This is a genomic window from Kordia zhangzhouensis (genome assembly GCF_001005305.1).
GTDB lineage: Bacteria > Bacteroidota > Bacteroidia > Flavobacteriales > Flavobacteriaceae > Kordia > Kordia zhangzhouensis.
The window spans coordinates 188,564-203,829 of the sequence record NZ_LBMH01000002.1 but is presented as its reverse complement, the minus strand read 5'-3'; the positions used below and the strand labels follow the sequence as shown (position 1 = coordinate 203,829).

At 34.4% G+C, this 15,266-nt stretch carries 16 protein-coding genes; 13 read left to right on the top strand and 3 right to left on the bottom strand.

Annotated features, from left to right (window positions below):
• Positions 1-167: 167 nt before the first annotated feature.
• From AA088_RS02380 to AA088_RS02355, 6 genes are all read left to right on the top strand, one after another.
• Positions 168-404, top strand: a complete 237-nt coding sequence (locus AA088_RS02380; RefSeq protein WP_002988156.1) for an acyl carrier protein — start codon at positions 168-170, stop codon at positions 402-404.
• A 108-nt stretch (positions 405-512) separates the two neighbouring features.
• On the top strand, positions 513-1,763 hold the full coding sequence (fabF, locus tag AA088_RS02375) for a beta-ketoacyl-ACP synthase II (RefSeq protein ID WP_046743351.1): 1,251 nt from the start codon (positions 513-515) through the stop codon (positions 1,761-1,763).
• 9 nt (positions 1,764-1,772) lie between these two features.
• Positions 1,773-2,507, top strand: a complete 735-nt coding sequence (rnc, locus tag AA088_RS02370; protein ID WP_046743350.1) for a ribonuclease III — start codon at positions 1,773-1,775, stop codon at positions 2,505-2,507.
• Between the two features lie 174 nt (positions 2,508-2,681).
• Positions 2,682-3,167, top strand: a complete 486-nt coding sequence (locus AA088_RS02365) for an IPExxxVDY family protein (RefSeq protein ID WP_046743349.1) — start codon at positions 2,682-2,684, stop codon at positions 3,165-3,167.
• Positions 3,167-4,597 carry a pyruvate kinase gene (gene pyk, locus AA088_RS02360; RefSeq protein ID WP_046743348.1) on the top strand — a complete coding sequence of 477 codons (1,431 nt, stop codon included), beginning with the start codon at positions 3,167-3,169 and terminating at the stop codon, positions 4,595-4,597. Before AA088_RS02365 ends, pyk begins: the two co-directional genes overlap by 1 nt.
• Positions 4,598-4,603: 6 nt before the next feature.
• The gene (locus AA088_RS02355) at positions 4,604-5,230 is read left to right on the top strand and encodes a low molecular weight phosphatase family protein (protein WP_046743347.1); all 627 of its coding nucleotides are present in this window, start codon (positions 4,604-4,606) and stop codon (positions 5,228-5,230) included.
• A 61-nt stretch (positions 5,231-5,291) separates the two neighbouring features.
• Here AA088_RS02355 and dinB read toward each other — a convergent pair whose 3' ends face one another.
• A complete protein-coding gene (dinB, locus tag AA088_RS02350; RefSeq protein ID WP_046743346.1) occupies positions 5,292-6,404 on the bottom strand; it encodes a DNA polymerase IV in 1,113 nt (370 codons plus the stop codon).
• Positions 6,405-6,444: 40 nt separating this feature from the next.
• Here dinB and AA088_RS02345 point away from each other — a divergent pair, with 40 nt between their 5' ends.
• The 6 genes from AA088_RS02345 (at position 6,445) to AA088_RS02320 (ending at position 12,389) form a co-directional block, all read left to right on the top strand.
• Positions 6,445-6,921: a CYTH domain-containing protein gene (locus AA088_RS02345; RefSeq protein ID WP_046743345.1), complete on the top strand. Its 477-nt coding sequence runs from the start codon at positions 6,445-6,447 to the stop codon at positions 6,919-6,921.
• Positions 6,914-7,402 carry a YciI family protein gene (locus AA088_RS02340; RefSeq protein WP_046743344.1) on the top strand — a complete coding sequence of 163 codons (489 nt, stop codon included), beginning with the start codon at positions 6,914-6,916 and terminating at the stop codon, positions 7,400-7,402. Before AA088_RS02345 ends, AA088_RS02340 begins: the two co-directional genes overlap by 8 nt.
• Positions 7,403-7,430: 28 nt before the next feature.
• On the top strand, positions 7,431-8,312 hold the full coding sequence (locus AA088_RS02335) for an endonuclease/exonuclease/phosphatase family protein (RefSeq protein ID WP_046743343.1): 882 nt from the start codon (positions 7,431-7,433) through the stop codon (positions 8,310-8,312).
• Between the two features lie 653 nt (positions 8,313-8,965).
• Positions 8,966-10,276, top strand: coding sequence for a PcfJ domain-containing protein (locus AA088_RS02330; protein ID WP_046743342.1), 1,311 nt, complete (start codon positions 8,966-8,968; stop codon positions 10,274-10,276).
• A 10-nt stretch (positions 10,277-10,286) separates the two neighbouring features.
• Complete coding sequence (locus AA088_RS02325; RefSeq protein WP_046743341.1) at positions 10,287-11,684, top strand: RtcB family protein; 1,398 nt, start codon at positions 10,287-10,289, stop codon at positions 11,682-11,684.
• Positions 11,685-11,822: 138 nt separating this feature from the next.
• Entirely contained in the window at positions 11,823-12,389 is a 567-nt protein-coding gene (locus tag AA088_RS02320; RefSeq protein ID WP_046743340.1) for a tetratricopeptide repeat protein, read from the top strand.
• 61 nt (positions 12,390-12,450) lie between these two features.
• On the opposite strand, the gene AA088_RS18135 is transcribed toward AA088_RS02320, so the two are convergent.
• The gene (locus AA088_RS18135) at positions 12,451-12,612 is read right to left on the bottom strand and encodes a hypothetical protein (protein ID WP_156168364.1); all 162 of its coding nucleotides are present in this window, start codon (positions 12,610-12,612) and stop codon (positions 12,451-12,453) included.
• A 110-nt stretch (positions 12,613-12,722) separates the two neighbouring features.
• Positions 12,723-13,835, bottom strand: a complete 1,113-nt coding sequence (locus AA088_RS02315; RefSeq protein WP_046743339.1) for a TolB family protein — start codon at positions 13,833-13,835, stop codon at positions 12,723-12,725.
• Positions 13,836-13,880: 45 nt separating this feature from the next.
• On the opposite strand from AA088_RS02315, the gene AA088_RS02310 reads away from it, so the two are divergent.
• Entirely contained in the window at positions 13,881-15,128 is a 1,248-nt protein-coding gene (locus AA088_RS02310) for a M28 family peptidase (RefSeq protein ID WP_046743338.1), read from the top strand.
• The last annotated feature ends 138 nt before the right edge of the window (positions 15,129-15,266 follow it).

The following is a 15,266-nucleotide window of genomic DNA, read 5'->3' as shown; positions in this document are numbered from 1 at the left end:
CGGTTGTTTTGGACAAAAAAAAGAATAATTATTAACAAAATGAAGGCAAAAGCAAATTAGTTGTCCTAAAAAATTAGTAAATTAGAACACATTTTTCGAACAAAATGTTGTTTTAAATTAAAGTTTTTTATTTTTGCCAACAATTAAATTTTAAAAACTATAAGATTATGTCAGACATTGCATCAAGAGTAAAAGCGATTATCGTAGACAAATTAGGTGTAGATGAAAACGAAGTTGTTGCTGAAGCTAGCTTCACTAATGATTTAGGAGCAGATTCATTAGACACTGTAGAATTGATTATGGAATTCGAAAAAGAATTCGATATTCAAATTCCAGATGATCAAGCAGAAAACATTGCAACTGTTGGTCAAGCTATCTCTTACATCGAAGAAGCTAAAAAGTAAGGAAATAACAAAATTTCATATTATAAAAACATTAGGATGCTATTATAGCATTCTAATGTTTTTAGTAAATGACTTCTTCTTAAAATTTTTAAACTAACTTAATCAAAAATGGAATTAAAGCGAGTTGTAGTTACAGGTTTGGGTGCATTGACCCCAATCGGAAATACCGTTGAAGAATATTGGAATGGGCTTGTAGAAGGTAAAAGCGGAGCCGCTCCAGTAACACATTTTGATGCTGAGAAGTTTAAAACAAAGTTTGCTTGTGAAATAAAGGACTTCAATGTTACAGACTTTATTAACAGAAAAGAAGCAAGAAAAATGGACAAGTTTTCGCAATATGCAATGGTTGCTTCTGACGAAGCTATTGCTGATTCGAAACTAGACCTAGAAAAAATTAATAAATTAAGAGTTGGTGTTATATGGGGCGCAGGAATTGGCGGATTAGAAACATTTCAAGAAGAAGTGATTAATTATGCCAATGGTGATGGTACTCCAAAATTTAACCCTTTCTTTATTCCAAAAATGATTGCAGATATTGCTCCAGGAAATATTTCCATTAAACATGGTTTTATGGGGCCTAACTACACGACTGTATCTGCCTGTGCATCGTCTGCTAATGCAATGATTGATGCATTAAATAATATACGTTTAGGACATTGTGATGTAATTGTAACTGGAGGAAGTGAAGCTGCTGTTACTATTGCAGGAATGGGAGGATTCAACGCTATGCATGCGATGTCTACCCGAAATGATGATCCAAAAAGTGCTTCAAGACCTTTTGATGCAACTAGAGATGGGTTTGTGTTAGGAGAAGGAGCCGGAGCAATTATTCTTGAAGAATATGAACATGCGAAGGCAAGAGGAGCAAAAATATATGCAGAAGTTGTGGGTGGTGGTTTATCTTCAGACGCATACCATATGACAGCTCCGCACCCTGATGGAATTGGTGTTGTTGCTGTTATGAAAAACTGTCTTGAAAATGCAGGAATGAAGCCAGAAGAAGTTGATCATATCAACACACATGGAACGTCAACTCCTTTAGGAGATGTAGCGGAATTAAAAGCAATTTCAGAAGTATTTGGACCGCACGCAAAAAACATCAATATCAACTCTACCAAATCAATGACAGGACATTTGTTAGGAGCTGCAGGCGCTATTGAAGCAATTGCGTCAATTTTGGCTATTGAGCATGGAATTGTTCCTCCTACAATTAACCACTCTACTGTTGATGAGAATATTGACCCAAGTTTAAATTTAACACTAAATAAAGCTCAAAAACGCGACATTAAAGTAGCGATGAGCAATACGTTTGGATTTGGTGGACATAATGCTTGTGTATTATTCAAAAAGTTAGACTAAAATCATAGAATGAACTTGGTTCGTAAAATATTGAATTCCCGATCTAAAGAAGACGGGAATTTTTTTGTCGAACTCGAAGATATTTTAGGCTTTAAAACCAAAAAGAAAAATGTTTATAAAAAAGCATTTACACATCGCTCTCTTAATAAAAAAGATGCAATGGGTAACTCTATTAATTATGAACGTTTAGAGTTTTTAGGAGATGCAATGTTGAGTAGTGTTATTTCTGCTTATCTTTTCAATGAAGTTCCTTCTGGAAATGAAGGGTATCTAACCAAAATGCGCTCAAAAATAGTGAGTCGTGAACATTTGAATGAACTTGGGAGAGATTTGAAGTTGATTGATTTAGTACAGTCTCGTATTCCAAAAGATAACTTTGGAGAAAATATTCATGGAAATTTATTCGAAGCATTAATTGGAGCAATATTTTTAGATAAAGGCTATAAATATTGTGAAAAATTCATCCACACACGTGTTATTTCTCCATATGTAGATATTGAACGCTTAGAAGGCAAAATAATTAGTTACAAAAGTTTACTAATTGAATGGTGTCAAAAAGAAAAAAAGAACTTCAAATATGATGTTTATGAAGACACTGGAAATGACGAATTAAAACATTTTGCGGTTAAACTCTTTATAGATAATCGAGTGGTTGCTAAAGCTCGAGCAACATCCAAGAAAAAGGCAGAAGAAAAAGCATCAAAACGTGCATATTTTGCGTTTCAAAAACAAATTTCACGTTAAAAATAATCATCAAAATTTCTTAAACTTTACATTATTCTTGTTGGATTTTGAAATTTCTAAAAAAGAAACAGCAAGCGATAACGTTTTCGTTGTGAAATCTACATAAACATTACCAAAAATTAACTTTTATCTAGCCATTAAATTATATATTTACATTTAGTAAAAGCAAGATTAATGGCTGTTCATAAACTCTTTGAAGATGATTTTGAAGAAGATAATTATACCTTAATAGCAATCCATTGCTCAACGGAAGATTATCGACTTGCCTATTTATTAAACACAAATCTTAACTTAAAATTAGCAAGAAAAAGAGAAGATTTGGATTATAATTATATGGAGGCATCTTTTTCAATTTATGAATGGTATGATAAAGAAAATTTTGCAACATGGAATCTAGTAACTAACACAAGTAAAAAAGAAGTAGAACAAATAGCTAGTGCTGGTTCGTTGTTTTCAGAACAACAAGGAAAAAGAACGGTAACCAAATACTTGATTCCCGAGCGAAAAAAAGTAGATTATTTTGTAAAAATTTCTAATGAAAGCCATTTAAAATCATCTAAAATACTGCTCTCAAGAATCAATGCTATTGCCGAAGTAATTACAGCCTACACGTTGAACCCAAATCAACTAAAATCTAAAAACAATTTAATTTTTGAGTAATGCCAAAAAGAAAAAAAACGAAAATAGTAGCAACCTTAGGACCTGCGTCTGGATCAAGAGAAGTCATAAAAAAAATGATTGAAGAAGGAGTAGATGTATTTCGCATCAACTTTTCGCATGCCAATTATGAAGATGTAAAAGAGCGCATCGCTATTATTAGAGAGTTGAGCGAAGAGTATGAATTCAATACTTCCATATTAGCCGATTTACAAGGGCCAAAATTACGTGTTGGAATCATGTCTGAAGATGTAATTGTAGAGCCAGGTGATGAAATTACTTTTTGTACTGGAGAAGAATTCAAAGGAACTTCAGAAAAAGTTTTTATGAATTATGAAAACTTTCCGCGTGATGTAAAAGAAGGAGAACGCATTCTTTTAGATGATGGGAAATTGATTTTTGAAGTTGTTTCTACAGATGGAGAGCAGGAAGTAAAAGCAAAAGTAATACAAGGAGGACCTTTAAAATCTAAAAAAGGCGTTAACCTTCCTAACACAAATATCTCGTTGCCTGCATTGACTGAAAAAGATGTAGAAGACGCTATTTTTGCAATTGGAGAAAAAGTAGATTGGATTGCACTTTCATTTGTGCGTCATAGTCAAGACTTGATGGATCTTCAAGCAATTATTAATGAGCATTCAGATCATAAAATTCCAATTATCGCTAAAATTGAAAAACCTGAAGCTGTTGAAAATATAGATAAGATTGTTGCTTATTGTGACGGATTAATGGTAGCACGTGGTGACTTAGGTGTGGAAGTGCCTGCACAAGAAGTTCCGTTAATTCAAAAGCAATTAGTATTACGTGCCAAAAAAGCACGAATTCCTGTGATTATTGCAACACAAATGATGGAAACAATGATTACAAGTTTAACACCAACCAGAGCAGAAGTAAATGATGTAGCAAACTCTGTAATGGATGGAGCAGATGCAGTAATGCTTTCTGGAGAAACGTCAGTTGGACAATATCCTGTGCAAGTTATACAACAAATGACAAAAATTATTAAGAGTGTAGAAGATTCTCCATTAATCAGCGTACCTCATTCTCCTCCGCATATCCGTACCAAACGATACATTACCAAATCGGTGTGCTATCATGCGTCTCATATGGCAAATGAAATTAAGGCCAAAGCGATATGTACACTCACCAATAGTGGCTATACTGCTTTTCAGATTTCTGCTTGGCGACCAGCGTCTCATATCTTAGTATTTACATCAAACAAGAGAATCCTTTCACAACTCAATCTACTTTGGGGCGTAAAAGCATTCTATTATGACAAATTTGTAAGTACAGATGATACCGTTGAAGATGTAAATCAAATAGCAAAAGATAAAGGGTTTGTAAAAAAAGATGACATGCTTATCAATCTTGCTGCAATGCCAATTACAGACAAAGGAATGGTAAATACCTTGCGTGTTTCACTCATTGAATAACAAAAAATGATTTTTCAAGAACTACATTCAACTATAGAAAGATTAAAAAAGCAATTTGATACAATCTCTTTTGACAGAAAAGAAGAGCTAGAAAAATTGTCTTTATATATAAAGGGAAAGTTAGATGTGCATGAAACACCTAAATTAATTGTGATTTGCACGCATAATTCTCGAAGAAGTCATTTAGGTCAGTTGTGGTTGGCTGTCGCTGCTAGCTATTATCAATTGCCAAAAATAGAAACATTCTCAGGAGGAACTGAAGCAACAGCATTTCATCCAAATGCAGTGGCAGCTCTTCAACGAATCGGTTTCACACTAACAATTGCTGAGCAAGCAAAAAATCCTGTATATCAAGTTCGTTGGCAAACGAATCAAGATGCTTACGAAGCGTTTTCTAAAAAATTTGAAGATGCTCCAAATCCAACCAAAGAATTTGCAGCAATCATGGTATGTTCGGAAGCTGATGAAGGTTGTCCATATGTGCCAGGCACCGATTTTAGAATCGCATTGCCTTTTGATGACCCGAAAGCGTTTGATAGGACTGATAAAGAAGCTGCAAAATACGACGAACGTTGCGAACAAATCGGAATGGAAATGTTGTATGTAATCTCTAAGGTTTCGGAAAATAATTAAGGAGCTCAAAACAGCTACAAGTAAAAAACCTATCAATTCTTTTTGATAGGTTACTAAATAATCAAAAATCAAACTTCAATTGAACAGAAAAATGTTGCTTCTGTTCAGTTTGATTTTCTTTTTTCTTGTCTCTGTCGGTATTCAAATTGCTTAATGAAATGCCCAACAATCGCACAGAATTCTTTAATTTTTCTTGATACAATAATTCTTTGGCGGTATCCAATATTAGACTTTTATCCGAAATATAATACGGAATCGTTTTACTGCGAGTTTGGGTAGTAAAATTACTGTATTTAATTTTCAACGTAACCGTTTTTCCAGACACATCGTATCTTTTTAATCGTTTTTCTAGTTCGACGGCAATATTCAGTAACTTTTCTAACATAAAAACCTCGCTAGTCAAATTGTCCGAAAACGTTCGCTCTGCACCAACAGATTTAGCAATTCTATTTGGTTTTACTTCGCTTAGGTGAATTCCACGAACCACATTGTGATAAAAACGCCCAGACTTTCCAAAATGATCTGTTAAAAATTCAATACTTTTCTCTTTCAGGTCTTTCCCAGTAAAAATTCCCAATTGATACATGCGCTCCGCAGTTACTTTACCTACTCCGTAAAACTTTCTGATATCTAAATTCTCTAAAAAATCAAGGACGTCTTCCGGCGGCACTGTTTTTTGGCCATTTGGTTTATTATAATCACTAGCTACTTTGGCGATAAACTTATTAATAGAAATACCCGCAGAAGCTGTTAACCCTACTTTTTCAAGGATTTTAGCACGAACTTCCTCTGCAATTAATGAAGCACTTGGATTTCCTTTTTTATTATGTGTCACATCCAAATATGCTTCATCAAGTGATAATGGTTCAACCAAATCGGTATATTCATAAAAAATAGTGCGAATTTGTTGTGAAATCTCTTTATATCGATCAAATCTAGGTTTAACGAAAATCAAATCTGGGCAACGTTTTTTTGCTAAAAAACCACTCATCGCACTGCGCACGCCAAACTTTCGCGCTTCATAACTTGCAGCACTCACAACCCCACGTTTTGAACCACCACCAACGGCCAAGGGTTTCCCTTTCAATTCAGGATTGTCCAATTGCTCTACAGACGCATAAAATGCGTCCATATCAACGTGAATAATTTTTCGCAAAGGGAAATCGAAAGCCATAATTAAAATTATAATATCTTTAGCCTATATTGTAAGTTTAATGAAAGAAATAGAACGCAAATTTCTCATCAAAAATACTGATTTTAAAAAAGAAGCTACGAACTCTTTTGAAATCGCTCAAGGTTTTCTTAATAACGATCCTGCGCGAACGGTTCGTATTCGCATCAAAGGGAATCAAGGGTTTTTAACTATAAAGGGAAAAACAAACAAAAGTGGTACCACGCGTTTTGAATGGGAAAAGGAAATTCCTGTTGCTGAAGCAAAACAATTGCTAAATTTATGCAAAGACGGGATTATTGAAAAAAGAAGGTTTATTGTTCCTGTAAAAGATCATATTTTTGAAGTAGATGAATTTTTTGGAGCCAATAAAGGATTGTTCGTTGCAGAAGTAGAATTACAGCATGAAAACGAAACCATAAGTACACCTAGTTGGCTTGGAAAAGAAGTTACCGGAAAAACTCAATACTATAACTCGCAACTTAGTCAAAAACCATATAAAACCTGGCATCATGAATAAATATATTAGTTTAATCACGCTTATAATTTTATGTGTTGCGTGTAATCAAGTTCCTGAAAAAGTAGAAGAGACACAAGAGATTGCTCAAAAGAAATCGCCTTTACAAGTTAAAAAAGAACTGGAAGACAAAGGCTTCAAAGTGCTTTCGTATATAGATGGAAAAACCAAAGATACGGTTTTGATGCAGCAATATTTTATGGCCTTTCTTAAACGTGGAAAAAATCGTTCACAAAGCAAGGAAGAAGCAGATAGTTTACAACAATTGCATTTGGAACATTTATCAAAAATGTATGAACTAGGCTACGCAGATATTTCTGGACCTTTTGGTGACTTGGGCGACATTCGTGGTGTGACTATTTACAACGTTCCAACCATCGAAATGGCAGATAGCTTGGCAAACGCAGATCCGTCAGTGAAAGCAGGACGTTTGGAAATAGAAATGCACCCGTGGTGGGCAGCAAAAGGTTTTCCACTGCGATAACTTGTTCCCGTGAAAGCGGGAATCTATCATGAAACTCAAAAATCAAATCAAAATAGCATTGCAAGTTTTCTTGTGTGTAGTCATTGTCATACACATAACGATCAAAGATTACTTTTATCTTTCTTCTCTGATTTTTTATGCAACACCACTCCCGTTAATTGCACTGGGAATATTATTTTTACTATTATTTGTAAAAGTTTCTACTAGAAAATACTATATAGTAACTGTATTGATTATCTTAGGCATTTGGGTAAAAAATAGTTACATACAGACAACCTCTGAAAATATCTCGGAAGGATTTGAAATAGTACTATGGAATGCGTATCGTACTGAAAATTTTGAAGATGCTTTTCAAGAAAATGAATCGCTCCCTGACGTAATGGTGTTAATTGAATGTGACGAAAAAGAATATGCTTCAATTCAAAAAAAGTATCCAAATTATCACTTTCAACTCACGGAAGAAGCCATTGGAATTTTCTCAAAAACACCAATAAAAATTCATTCAAATACTACTACAAAGCAGAACGTAACAATCGTACACTTCAGTACTCAAAACACATATTTTTATGCAATTGATGTGACGGCAAACATTAAATATTTTAGAGAACCAATGTTAAAAAGTGTCATTTCTGAGATAAAAACAGAGGAAAAAACAATCATTTTAGGAGACTTTAACACACCTTTTGAGTCATTATTTTTTAAAAATTTTAAAAAAAAGTATCAACATGCATTCACTAAAAAAGGCAATGGGTTTCGAGAAACTTGGTTTTGGAATATTCCATTGCTCTCACTAGACCATATCTGGGTTTCTAATGATTTAGAAATTTTGAAAACAGAAAAAATTTCTACTTGGAAATCAGATCATTCCATGCTCAGAATGACGCTCAAAAATACAGCTATAGAAAAATAAATTTGGAATTTTGAAAAATGATATTCTATATTTGCAACCGTTGAAACACAACGAGAAAAATTAATTAATAAAAAAAACAGAAAAGTGCAAAACGTAAAATTTACATATCGAAATAGTGTTGGAAATACTCCGATGCGCGACTTGGGTTTTACCAGTTGTATCTTTCAGTAGAAATATAACTCTCATTAATGAAAACCCGAGTCCAAAAAGGCTCGGGTTTTTTCATGGGTATTTTTAAAAAATATGCGCAAAGCAGCAACAAAACATATCGTAACAACTTCTGCAAAACTGCAGCAATTGTTCATTTTAGAACCTAACTATTCTTTGGAATAAAAGAATAGACATACAACAGTATCAAAGCTCGGTTCTAATACAGAATCGAGCTTTTTTTTTAGAAAGAACAATTTTAAAAAATTGAGAGAAACATATAGCGAACGACTAAAAATAATCACAGAATAACCCAAAAAACTAGAAATCGTGTAGCAATACAAGCAATTGAAATGAAAAATTTGATCAGAGAACATCAGCGACTGTAAACTTGGGAGAAGGTTTTCAGTAGCAAAAAAATGTAAACATTAACAAAAAAACACAATGAAACAGCAAACACACACATTGAAATTTTTTACTGAAAACAACACTCAAAATTTACAGTTATGGAAACACAACATATACATCGAAAACACATTTCGAAGTCCCGACGACTAAAACAAAAATTAGCAGAAAAAGCGAGAGAAAAAGCAATTCAAGAAAGCTTTCAGAGACACAATCAAGCGAAAAAAGTAGTATTTCCTGCAATGGTGCAAGCCATCTACGAAGGAAATAGCACGGTAAAGTACAAAGACGAATCCTTAGCACAACGAATTGCACATCACTTTGTCGGATTGCATTCTAAAAAAGATAGCAGACGACGAAAAGCATTCAAAGAACTGTTGGATCATTTGTATCAGCAGCGATGCACAAAACTGCTACGAAATCGCGAATATTTACAAATCTTATATCAAATTGCTTGGTTCAGTTTGCAATATCAAAAAGATGTCAAAACATGGAAGCGTAAAAGCTACAATGAAGAGAGACAACTGAAAGATTTGATCTCGCATTGCTTTGTAAAGTACGAAGTGCCAGTATTTATGTACGATGCGTGGCTTACAAGAAATCGTAAATACATCTCATGGTTTATTGATCTGGCAAGTGGTTATAGTGTGAAAAAACTAAGCAAAGTTCCTGTGTATTTATCTAAAAAAGGAGCGCACTATTTTCTCCAAGCGCCAGCAAGCTATTCTATTGAAATGGCACTGAGACGAGCACAAGCGTTAGCTTTTGGAGCGGATGAAGTAACTGCCGATCGAATTGCACACTCGTACATCAGCAGAAACGGATTCTCCAATGAAGCGTTTTGGGAAACGGTGATTCAGTTTTTTGCCAAACAAACGATGTTGGATTTTCGAAAAATGAACGAGATTATTGACTATCTAAGCGATTGCATTCGTGATGATGCATCATATTCTATCAAAGGTAGAACGATCAATTCGCTCACGCGACAATCGGACGAATGGCACGCAGCACAAGCTATATACGAAGCGCAAGATGCTTTAGACCTTTACCATTGGGAACCTACGCTTGATACGTCATTCGTGGAATTTCAAAAGAAAGGAAGTGATGTTAAAAAGTTCCGCTTGTTTGAACTTTGTTCTTCGGAAGAACTCATCAAAGAAGGAAATAAAATGAATCATTGTGTCGCTTCGTACGCATATTCATGTGTTGCGCGTGTCACTGGGATTTTTTCACTGCGATGTATGAGTTTTTCTAACGGAAACGAAACATTAGCAACGATAGAAGTAAATATAAACTCAAAAAAGATCGTGCAAGCAAAAGCGCGATTCAACAAACCAATTTCCGCGGAAGCGAACCGAATCATGAAAACATGGGCAACACAACATGAGCTCGCAATCGGGAAATGGTTATAAAATTATAGTTATGGGAAAATTAAAATTACGAGGGAAAGACCTCATAAACATAGGATATCCGCAAAAAGGAAAAGTGATCAGTATTGCCATTGATGTGATGCTGAAATACTTTAAACGCGATCGAAAAGACAAAGTGTTACAGCGTTTGAAAACAATATTGAAAGATCCTGAAAAATATGTAGGAGATGGAATCGTAGGAAGAATTGCAGAAGAATTGATAACTCCTGTGCAAGTGGAAGCCAAACAATTAGAAACGAAACGTGCACCATTTACCATTTTTGGTGAAAACGAAATTGAAAATGAAGCTAAACATCAATTGTATACAGCATTAAAATTGCCAATTGCAAAAGCTGGTGCATTGATGCCTGATGGACATGCAGGGTATGGCTTGCCAATTGGAGGTGTATTGGCAGCAAAAGAAGCTGTAATTCCATATGGAGTTGGTGTAGATATTGGTTGTAGAATGTGCCTCTCTATTTATGATACTCCCGTTTCGTACTTGGATGGGCATAAAGATAAATATGTAAAAATGTTGCAAGAACATACCAAATTTGGTGGTTTTGAAACACACAAACGAATCAATGACCATGAAATCTTTGAACGTTCAGAATTCAAAGAAATTCCAACGGTAAAAAAGCTGTTCAAAAAAGCGTATCAGCAATTGGGTTCTTCAGGAGGAGGAAATCATTTTGTAGAGTTTGGTATTGTTCATGTTTCTGATGAACACAATGAATTTAATGTTCCTGTGGGAAACTATCTCGGAATTCTATCGCATAGCGGATCACGTGGTTTAGGAGCAAATATTGCTAAACATTACACCAAATTAGCAATCAAGCAAACGCCACTACCGGGAGAAGCTACAAATCTAGCATGGCTCGATTTGAATACACATGACGGACAAGAATACTGGTTGGCAATGAATCTTGCGGGTGATTATGCATCAGCCTGCCATCATGATATTCATAAACGCTTAGGAAAAGCATTGGGTTTACGACCATTAGCAATGGTTGAAAATCATCACAATTTTGCTTGGAAAGAAGTTGTAGATGGGGAAGAATTAATCGTACATCGAAAAGGTGCTACACCTGCGCAAAAAGGAGTACTTGGAATTATTCCAGGTTCTATGACAGCTCCAGGATTCATTGTTAGAGGAACAGGGAATAAGCAATCATTGCAATCGGCTTCGCATGGAGCGGGACGTATATTGTCTAGAAGCAAAGCGAAACGAACCATTACACAAAGTGATATTAAAAAACAATTAAAAGATCACGGAGTTACCTTGATTGGAGGTAGTATTGATGAAGCACCGATGGCATATAAAAATATTCATCAAGTAATGAGCCATCAAACAGCATTGGTGGAAATTGTAGGGACTTTTACGCCAAAAATTGTGCGTATGGACCGCTAAACAAATTTGTCATTCCTGCGCAGACAGGAATTTAGAGTTGCATCTTCACAAAATACTAGGGAAACTGCGGTTCTCAATGTTTCTCTAGTATTCAAAAAGAAGGTGTTTACTAAATTAATAAAAATAAAAAAGAATAAAATGACATTAAATATAGCAGATCAATACTATTTAAAAGCGAAAGCTGCAATGAGTGGATACTGTACAGATTGGGAAGAAGCTTGTGAAGCAATTGGATATGCAATTTCGTATGATGATGAACATTGTGCTTCTTTGTGTTTACTAGGAGAAATTCAAGCGATGTATTTAGGAAACTATGAAGCTGCTTTTGAAAATTTTGACAAATGCATTGCTTCTAATGTCGAGTATGCAGAAGTATATCCAACATACATCAAGTTTTTGATTTGGGCTGATGAGATTGATAAAGCGAAAAAATTAGTAACATTTGCCAAAAAAGTAAAAGCAGTATCTATAGCGCAATTGCTATGGTGCGAAGCATATCTTTTTGAAGTTGAAAAAAAATACAAACAATCATTAAAGTGTTTGGAAAAAGCAAAAACATACACTTATAATGAAGATTTTATGTATTTTCTGCAAAATGAAGAATATCGGATTCAAAAAAAGCTTGATATATTTAAGAAAAAGCAAAAAACAAAACTAGCAAAGAAGAGAAGTAAAAATGTTCAATTCAGATCTTTATTAGATTGATTTTTAACTAAAAACTGTTTGATAGCATTTATAAAAAAGCCATCAAACAGTTTCTTTTTTTCTATTGTTGGTTAGATACGCAATTATCTTCTCCATTATAAATAAAAGAACGACAGGTAACCGTAATTAGAGAAGTTGTTCCCGTTCCTCCTTTTACCTTATTGGTTTGTAATAGAGAAATAGAGTGTTTTTTTAACGAAATTTTTTTACTGCTTTTTTTCATAAGTATATAATTTAAAAGTATTTACCTTTAAATGTACTTAAAGAAAATCGAAAAAAACAGAAAAACTTTAGTAGGCTACACTGAATTTATAAATTAGAGTGCAAAACCTTTTAGTCTTGCCATTCTGCAATAAACAAATTGGTATCTCTGCCGCCACCATTGTTACGGTTAGAAGAAAATACTAATTTTTTTCCATCATTAGAAAATACAGGGAAAGCATCAAATGTTTTACTATGAGTGATACGTTCCAAGCCAGTACCATCCAAATTAATCATGTATAAGTTGAAAGGAAAACCACCACTTTCATGATTTGATGAAAAGATTACTTTTTCTCCAGAAGGATGAAAAAACGGACTCCAATTTGCATTTCCTAAATCAGTTAATTGACGTAAGTCACTTCCATCAGCGTTGCAAATATATAATTCCATTTGTGTAGGTTGTACTAACCCTTCAGCCAACAACTCTTTATATTCTTTAATCTCTTCTTGGGTTCTTGGACGTGATGAACGAAAAATAATCTTTGTTCCATCTGGAGAGAAAAATGCGCCGCCATCATAACCTAGTTCATTAGTAATTTGCTTTACATCAGTTCCGTCCAAATTCATTGTATACAATTCCAAATCGCCACTTCGTGTTGAGGTAAACACAATTTTATCACCTTTTGGAGACACTGTTGGTTCGGCATCATACCCTTTTTCGTTGGTCAATTGCTTCACAATGTTTCCATCCAAATCAGCAATAAAAATATCGAACGAATCGTATACAGGCCAAATGTATTTCCCGTTTTTGCGTAATGGAACATCAGGGCATTTTTCATCTACTAAATGTGTAGAGGCATAAATAATATGTTTGTTATCAGGTAAAAAATAAGAACAAGTTGTACGTCCTTTTCCTGTACTTACCATTGGAGGCATTTGATCTTTAAAAGTTTCGTCGGCATTCATCAAGAACATTTGATCACAGGAAACGTTCCATTGAGTATTATTGGATTGAAATACTAATTGTTGATCGTCAAAACTCCAATATGCTTCGGCATTATCGCCGCCAAAAGTAACTTGATGTATATTTTTAAAGTGTTTTTCTTCTGGGAAAATTAATGGATTTTCAGAAGTTTTTTGCTCTGTTTCTTTTTCGGTAGAAACACTTGTAGTTGTTTTCTCTTTAGAAGCTTCTTTGCATGAAAAAAAAGCAAGACACACAATTAAAACGAAAATACGTGACATAGAATGCTGATATTTTTGATAATTTTACACAAAAATAACTTTCTTATGCGCAACAAACCATTATTTGTACTTCTTTTTTTAATAATCATAGCAGCTTGTAAAACAGAACATAAGGTAAAAGATCGAATCAAAGAGGATGTTTTAGTATTAGCAGCAGATTCTTTACATGGGAGAGCTACAGGAACAGAAGGAGAATTGTTGGCCGCTTCTTACATTGCTAATCGTTTCCAAGAAATAGGAATTCAACCAAAAGGAACTGATAAGTATTTTCAAGCATTTACATTTAGCCCTAAAACAGATCCACATAGTGAAGTTGAGTATGCTCGTCAAACAAATGACAGTACTATTACTGGGAGAAATGTGATAGGGTTTATTGATAATAATGCTGAAAACACAATTATTATTGGGGCGCATTACGATCATCTTGGAATGGGACAAGAAGGCTCACTTCACAGAGGAGAACCTGCTATTCACAATGGCGCAGACGATAATGCTAGCGGAGTAGCAGTTATGTTGCATTTAGCAGCTAGGTTGATTCACGGAAACACTAATAATAATTATCTTTTCATTGCTTTTTCGGGGGAAGAAATGGGGTTGTTAGGCTCTAATTACTTTGTTAAAAATCCAACGGTTGATTTAAGTAAAACAAATTACATGATCAACATGGACATGGTAGGGCGCTTAAAAAAGAACAAAAACCTAGCCGTTTATGGAACAGGAACTTCTCCTATTTGGGAAGAAACTATCAATACAGCAAATGAAGCTCATGTATTTGATTTAAAACTAAATCCTTCTGGAGTAGGGCCTTCAGATCATACTTCTTTTTATTTGCAAGATATTCCTGTGTTGCATCTTTTTACAGGTCAGCATGTAGATTACCATAAGCCATCAGACGATTTAGAAAAGTTGAATTATCAAGGAATGCTTCAAATCTCAAATTATATTTATAAAATAATTTCGCAATTGAATGCTTCAGGAAAATTAGAGTTTACCAAAACAGCTAATGAATCGGATGATACACCACGATTTAAAGTTACGTTAGGTGTTGTTCCTGATTATTTATTTGACGGAAAAGGGATGCGAATTGATGGTGTTAGTGAAGATCGTCCTGCACAAAAAGCAGGATTGCAAAAAGGAGATGTCGTAATTCAACTAGGGGAACACAGTGTGATTAATATGAAAAGCTATATGAAAGCGTTGTCTCAATTTGAAAATGGTGACACCACAACCGTAAAAGTAGATCGCAATGGAAATACAGTGACTGCTAAGATTGTGTTTTTCAATAAAAAATAAAATACTTTTCTCAGCCGTCATACTTACTTATTACAATTTTATCTCCTAAAGGTGTAAGTTGATGGCTTAATACTTTTGTTGGTTGGGAGTTATTTTTAATACGTCACCAAAAAAGCAATTATTATCACAATATTTCTA

Coding starts and splice junctions, on each gene's coding strand:
- rnc (WP_046743350.1), top strand. CDS start 1,773: ATGAACTTGGTTCGTAAAATATTGAATTCCCGATCTAAAGAAGACGGG.
- AA088_RS02340 (WP_046743344.1), top strand. CDS start 6,914: ATGAATAAATATATTAGTTTAATCACGCTTATAATTTTATGTGTTGCG.
- AA088_RS02325 (WP_046743341.1), top strand. CDS start 10,287: ATGGGAAAATTAAAATTACGAGGGAAAGACCTCATAAACATAGGATAT.
- AA088_RS02310 (WP_046743338.1), top strand. CDS start 13,881: ATGCGCAACAAACCATTATTTGTACTTCTTTTTTTAATAATCATAGCA.
- AA088_RS02345 (WP_046743345.1), top strand. CDS start 6,445: ATGAAAGAAATAGAACGCAAATTTCTCATCAAAAATACTGATTTTAAA.
- AA088_RS02320 (WP_046743340.1), top strand. CDS start 11,823: ATGACATTAAATATAGCAGATCAATACTATTTAAAAGCGAAAGCTGCA.
- AA088_RS02365 (WP_046743349.1), top strand. CDS start 2,682: ATGGCTGTTCATAAACTCTTTGAAGATGATTTTGAAGAAGATAATTAT.
- fabF (WP_046743351.1), top strand. CDS start 513: ATGGAATTAAAGCGAGTTGTAGTTACAGGTTTGGGTGCATTGACCCCA.
- AA088_RS02335 (WP_046743343.1), top strand. CDS start 7,431: ATGAAACTCAAAAATCAAATCAAAATAGCATTGCAAGTTTTCTTGTGT.
- AA088_RS18135 (WP_156168364.1), bottom strand. CDS start 12,612: ATGAAAAAAAGCAGTAAAAAAATTTCGTTAAAAAAACACTCTATTTCT.
- AA088_RS02380 (WP_002988156.1), top strand. CDS start 168: ATGTCAGACATTGCATCAAGAGTAAAAGCGATTATCGTAGACAAATTA.
- AA088_RS02315 (WP_046743339.1), bottom strand. CDS start 13,835: ATGTCACGTATTTTCGTTTTAATTGTGTGTCTTGCTTTTTTTTCATGC.
- dinB (WP_046743346.1), bottom strand. CDS start 6,404: ATGGCTTTCGATTTCCCTTTGCGAAAAATTATTCACGTTGATATGGAC.
- AA088_RS02355 (WP_046743347.1), top strand. CDS start 4,604: ATGATTTTTCAAGAACTACATTCAACTATAGAAAGATTAAAAAAGCAA.
- AA088_RS02330 (WP_046743342.1), top strand. CDS start 8,966: ATGGAAACACAACATATACATCGAAAACACATTTCGAAGTCCCGACGA.
- pyk (WP_046743348.1), top strand. CDS start 3,167: ATGCCAAAAAGAAAAAAAACGAAAATAGTAGCAACCTTAGGACCTGCG.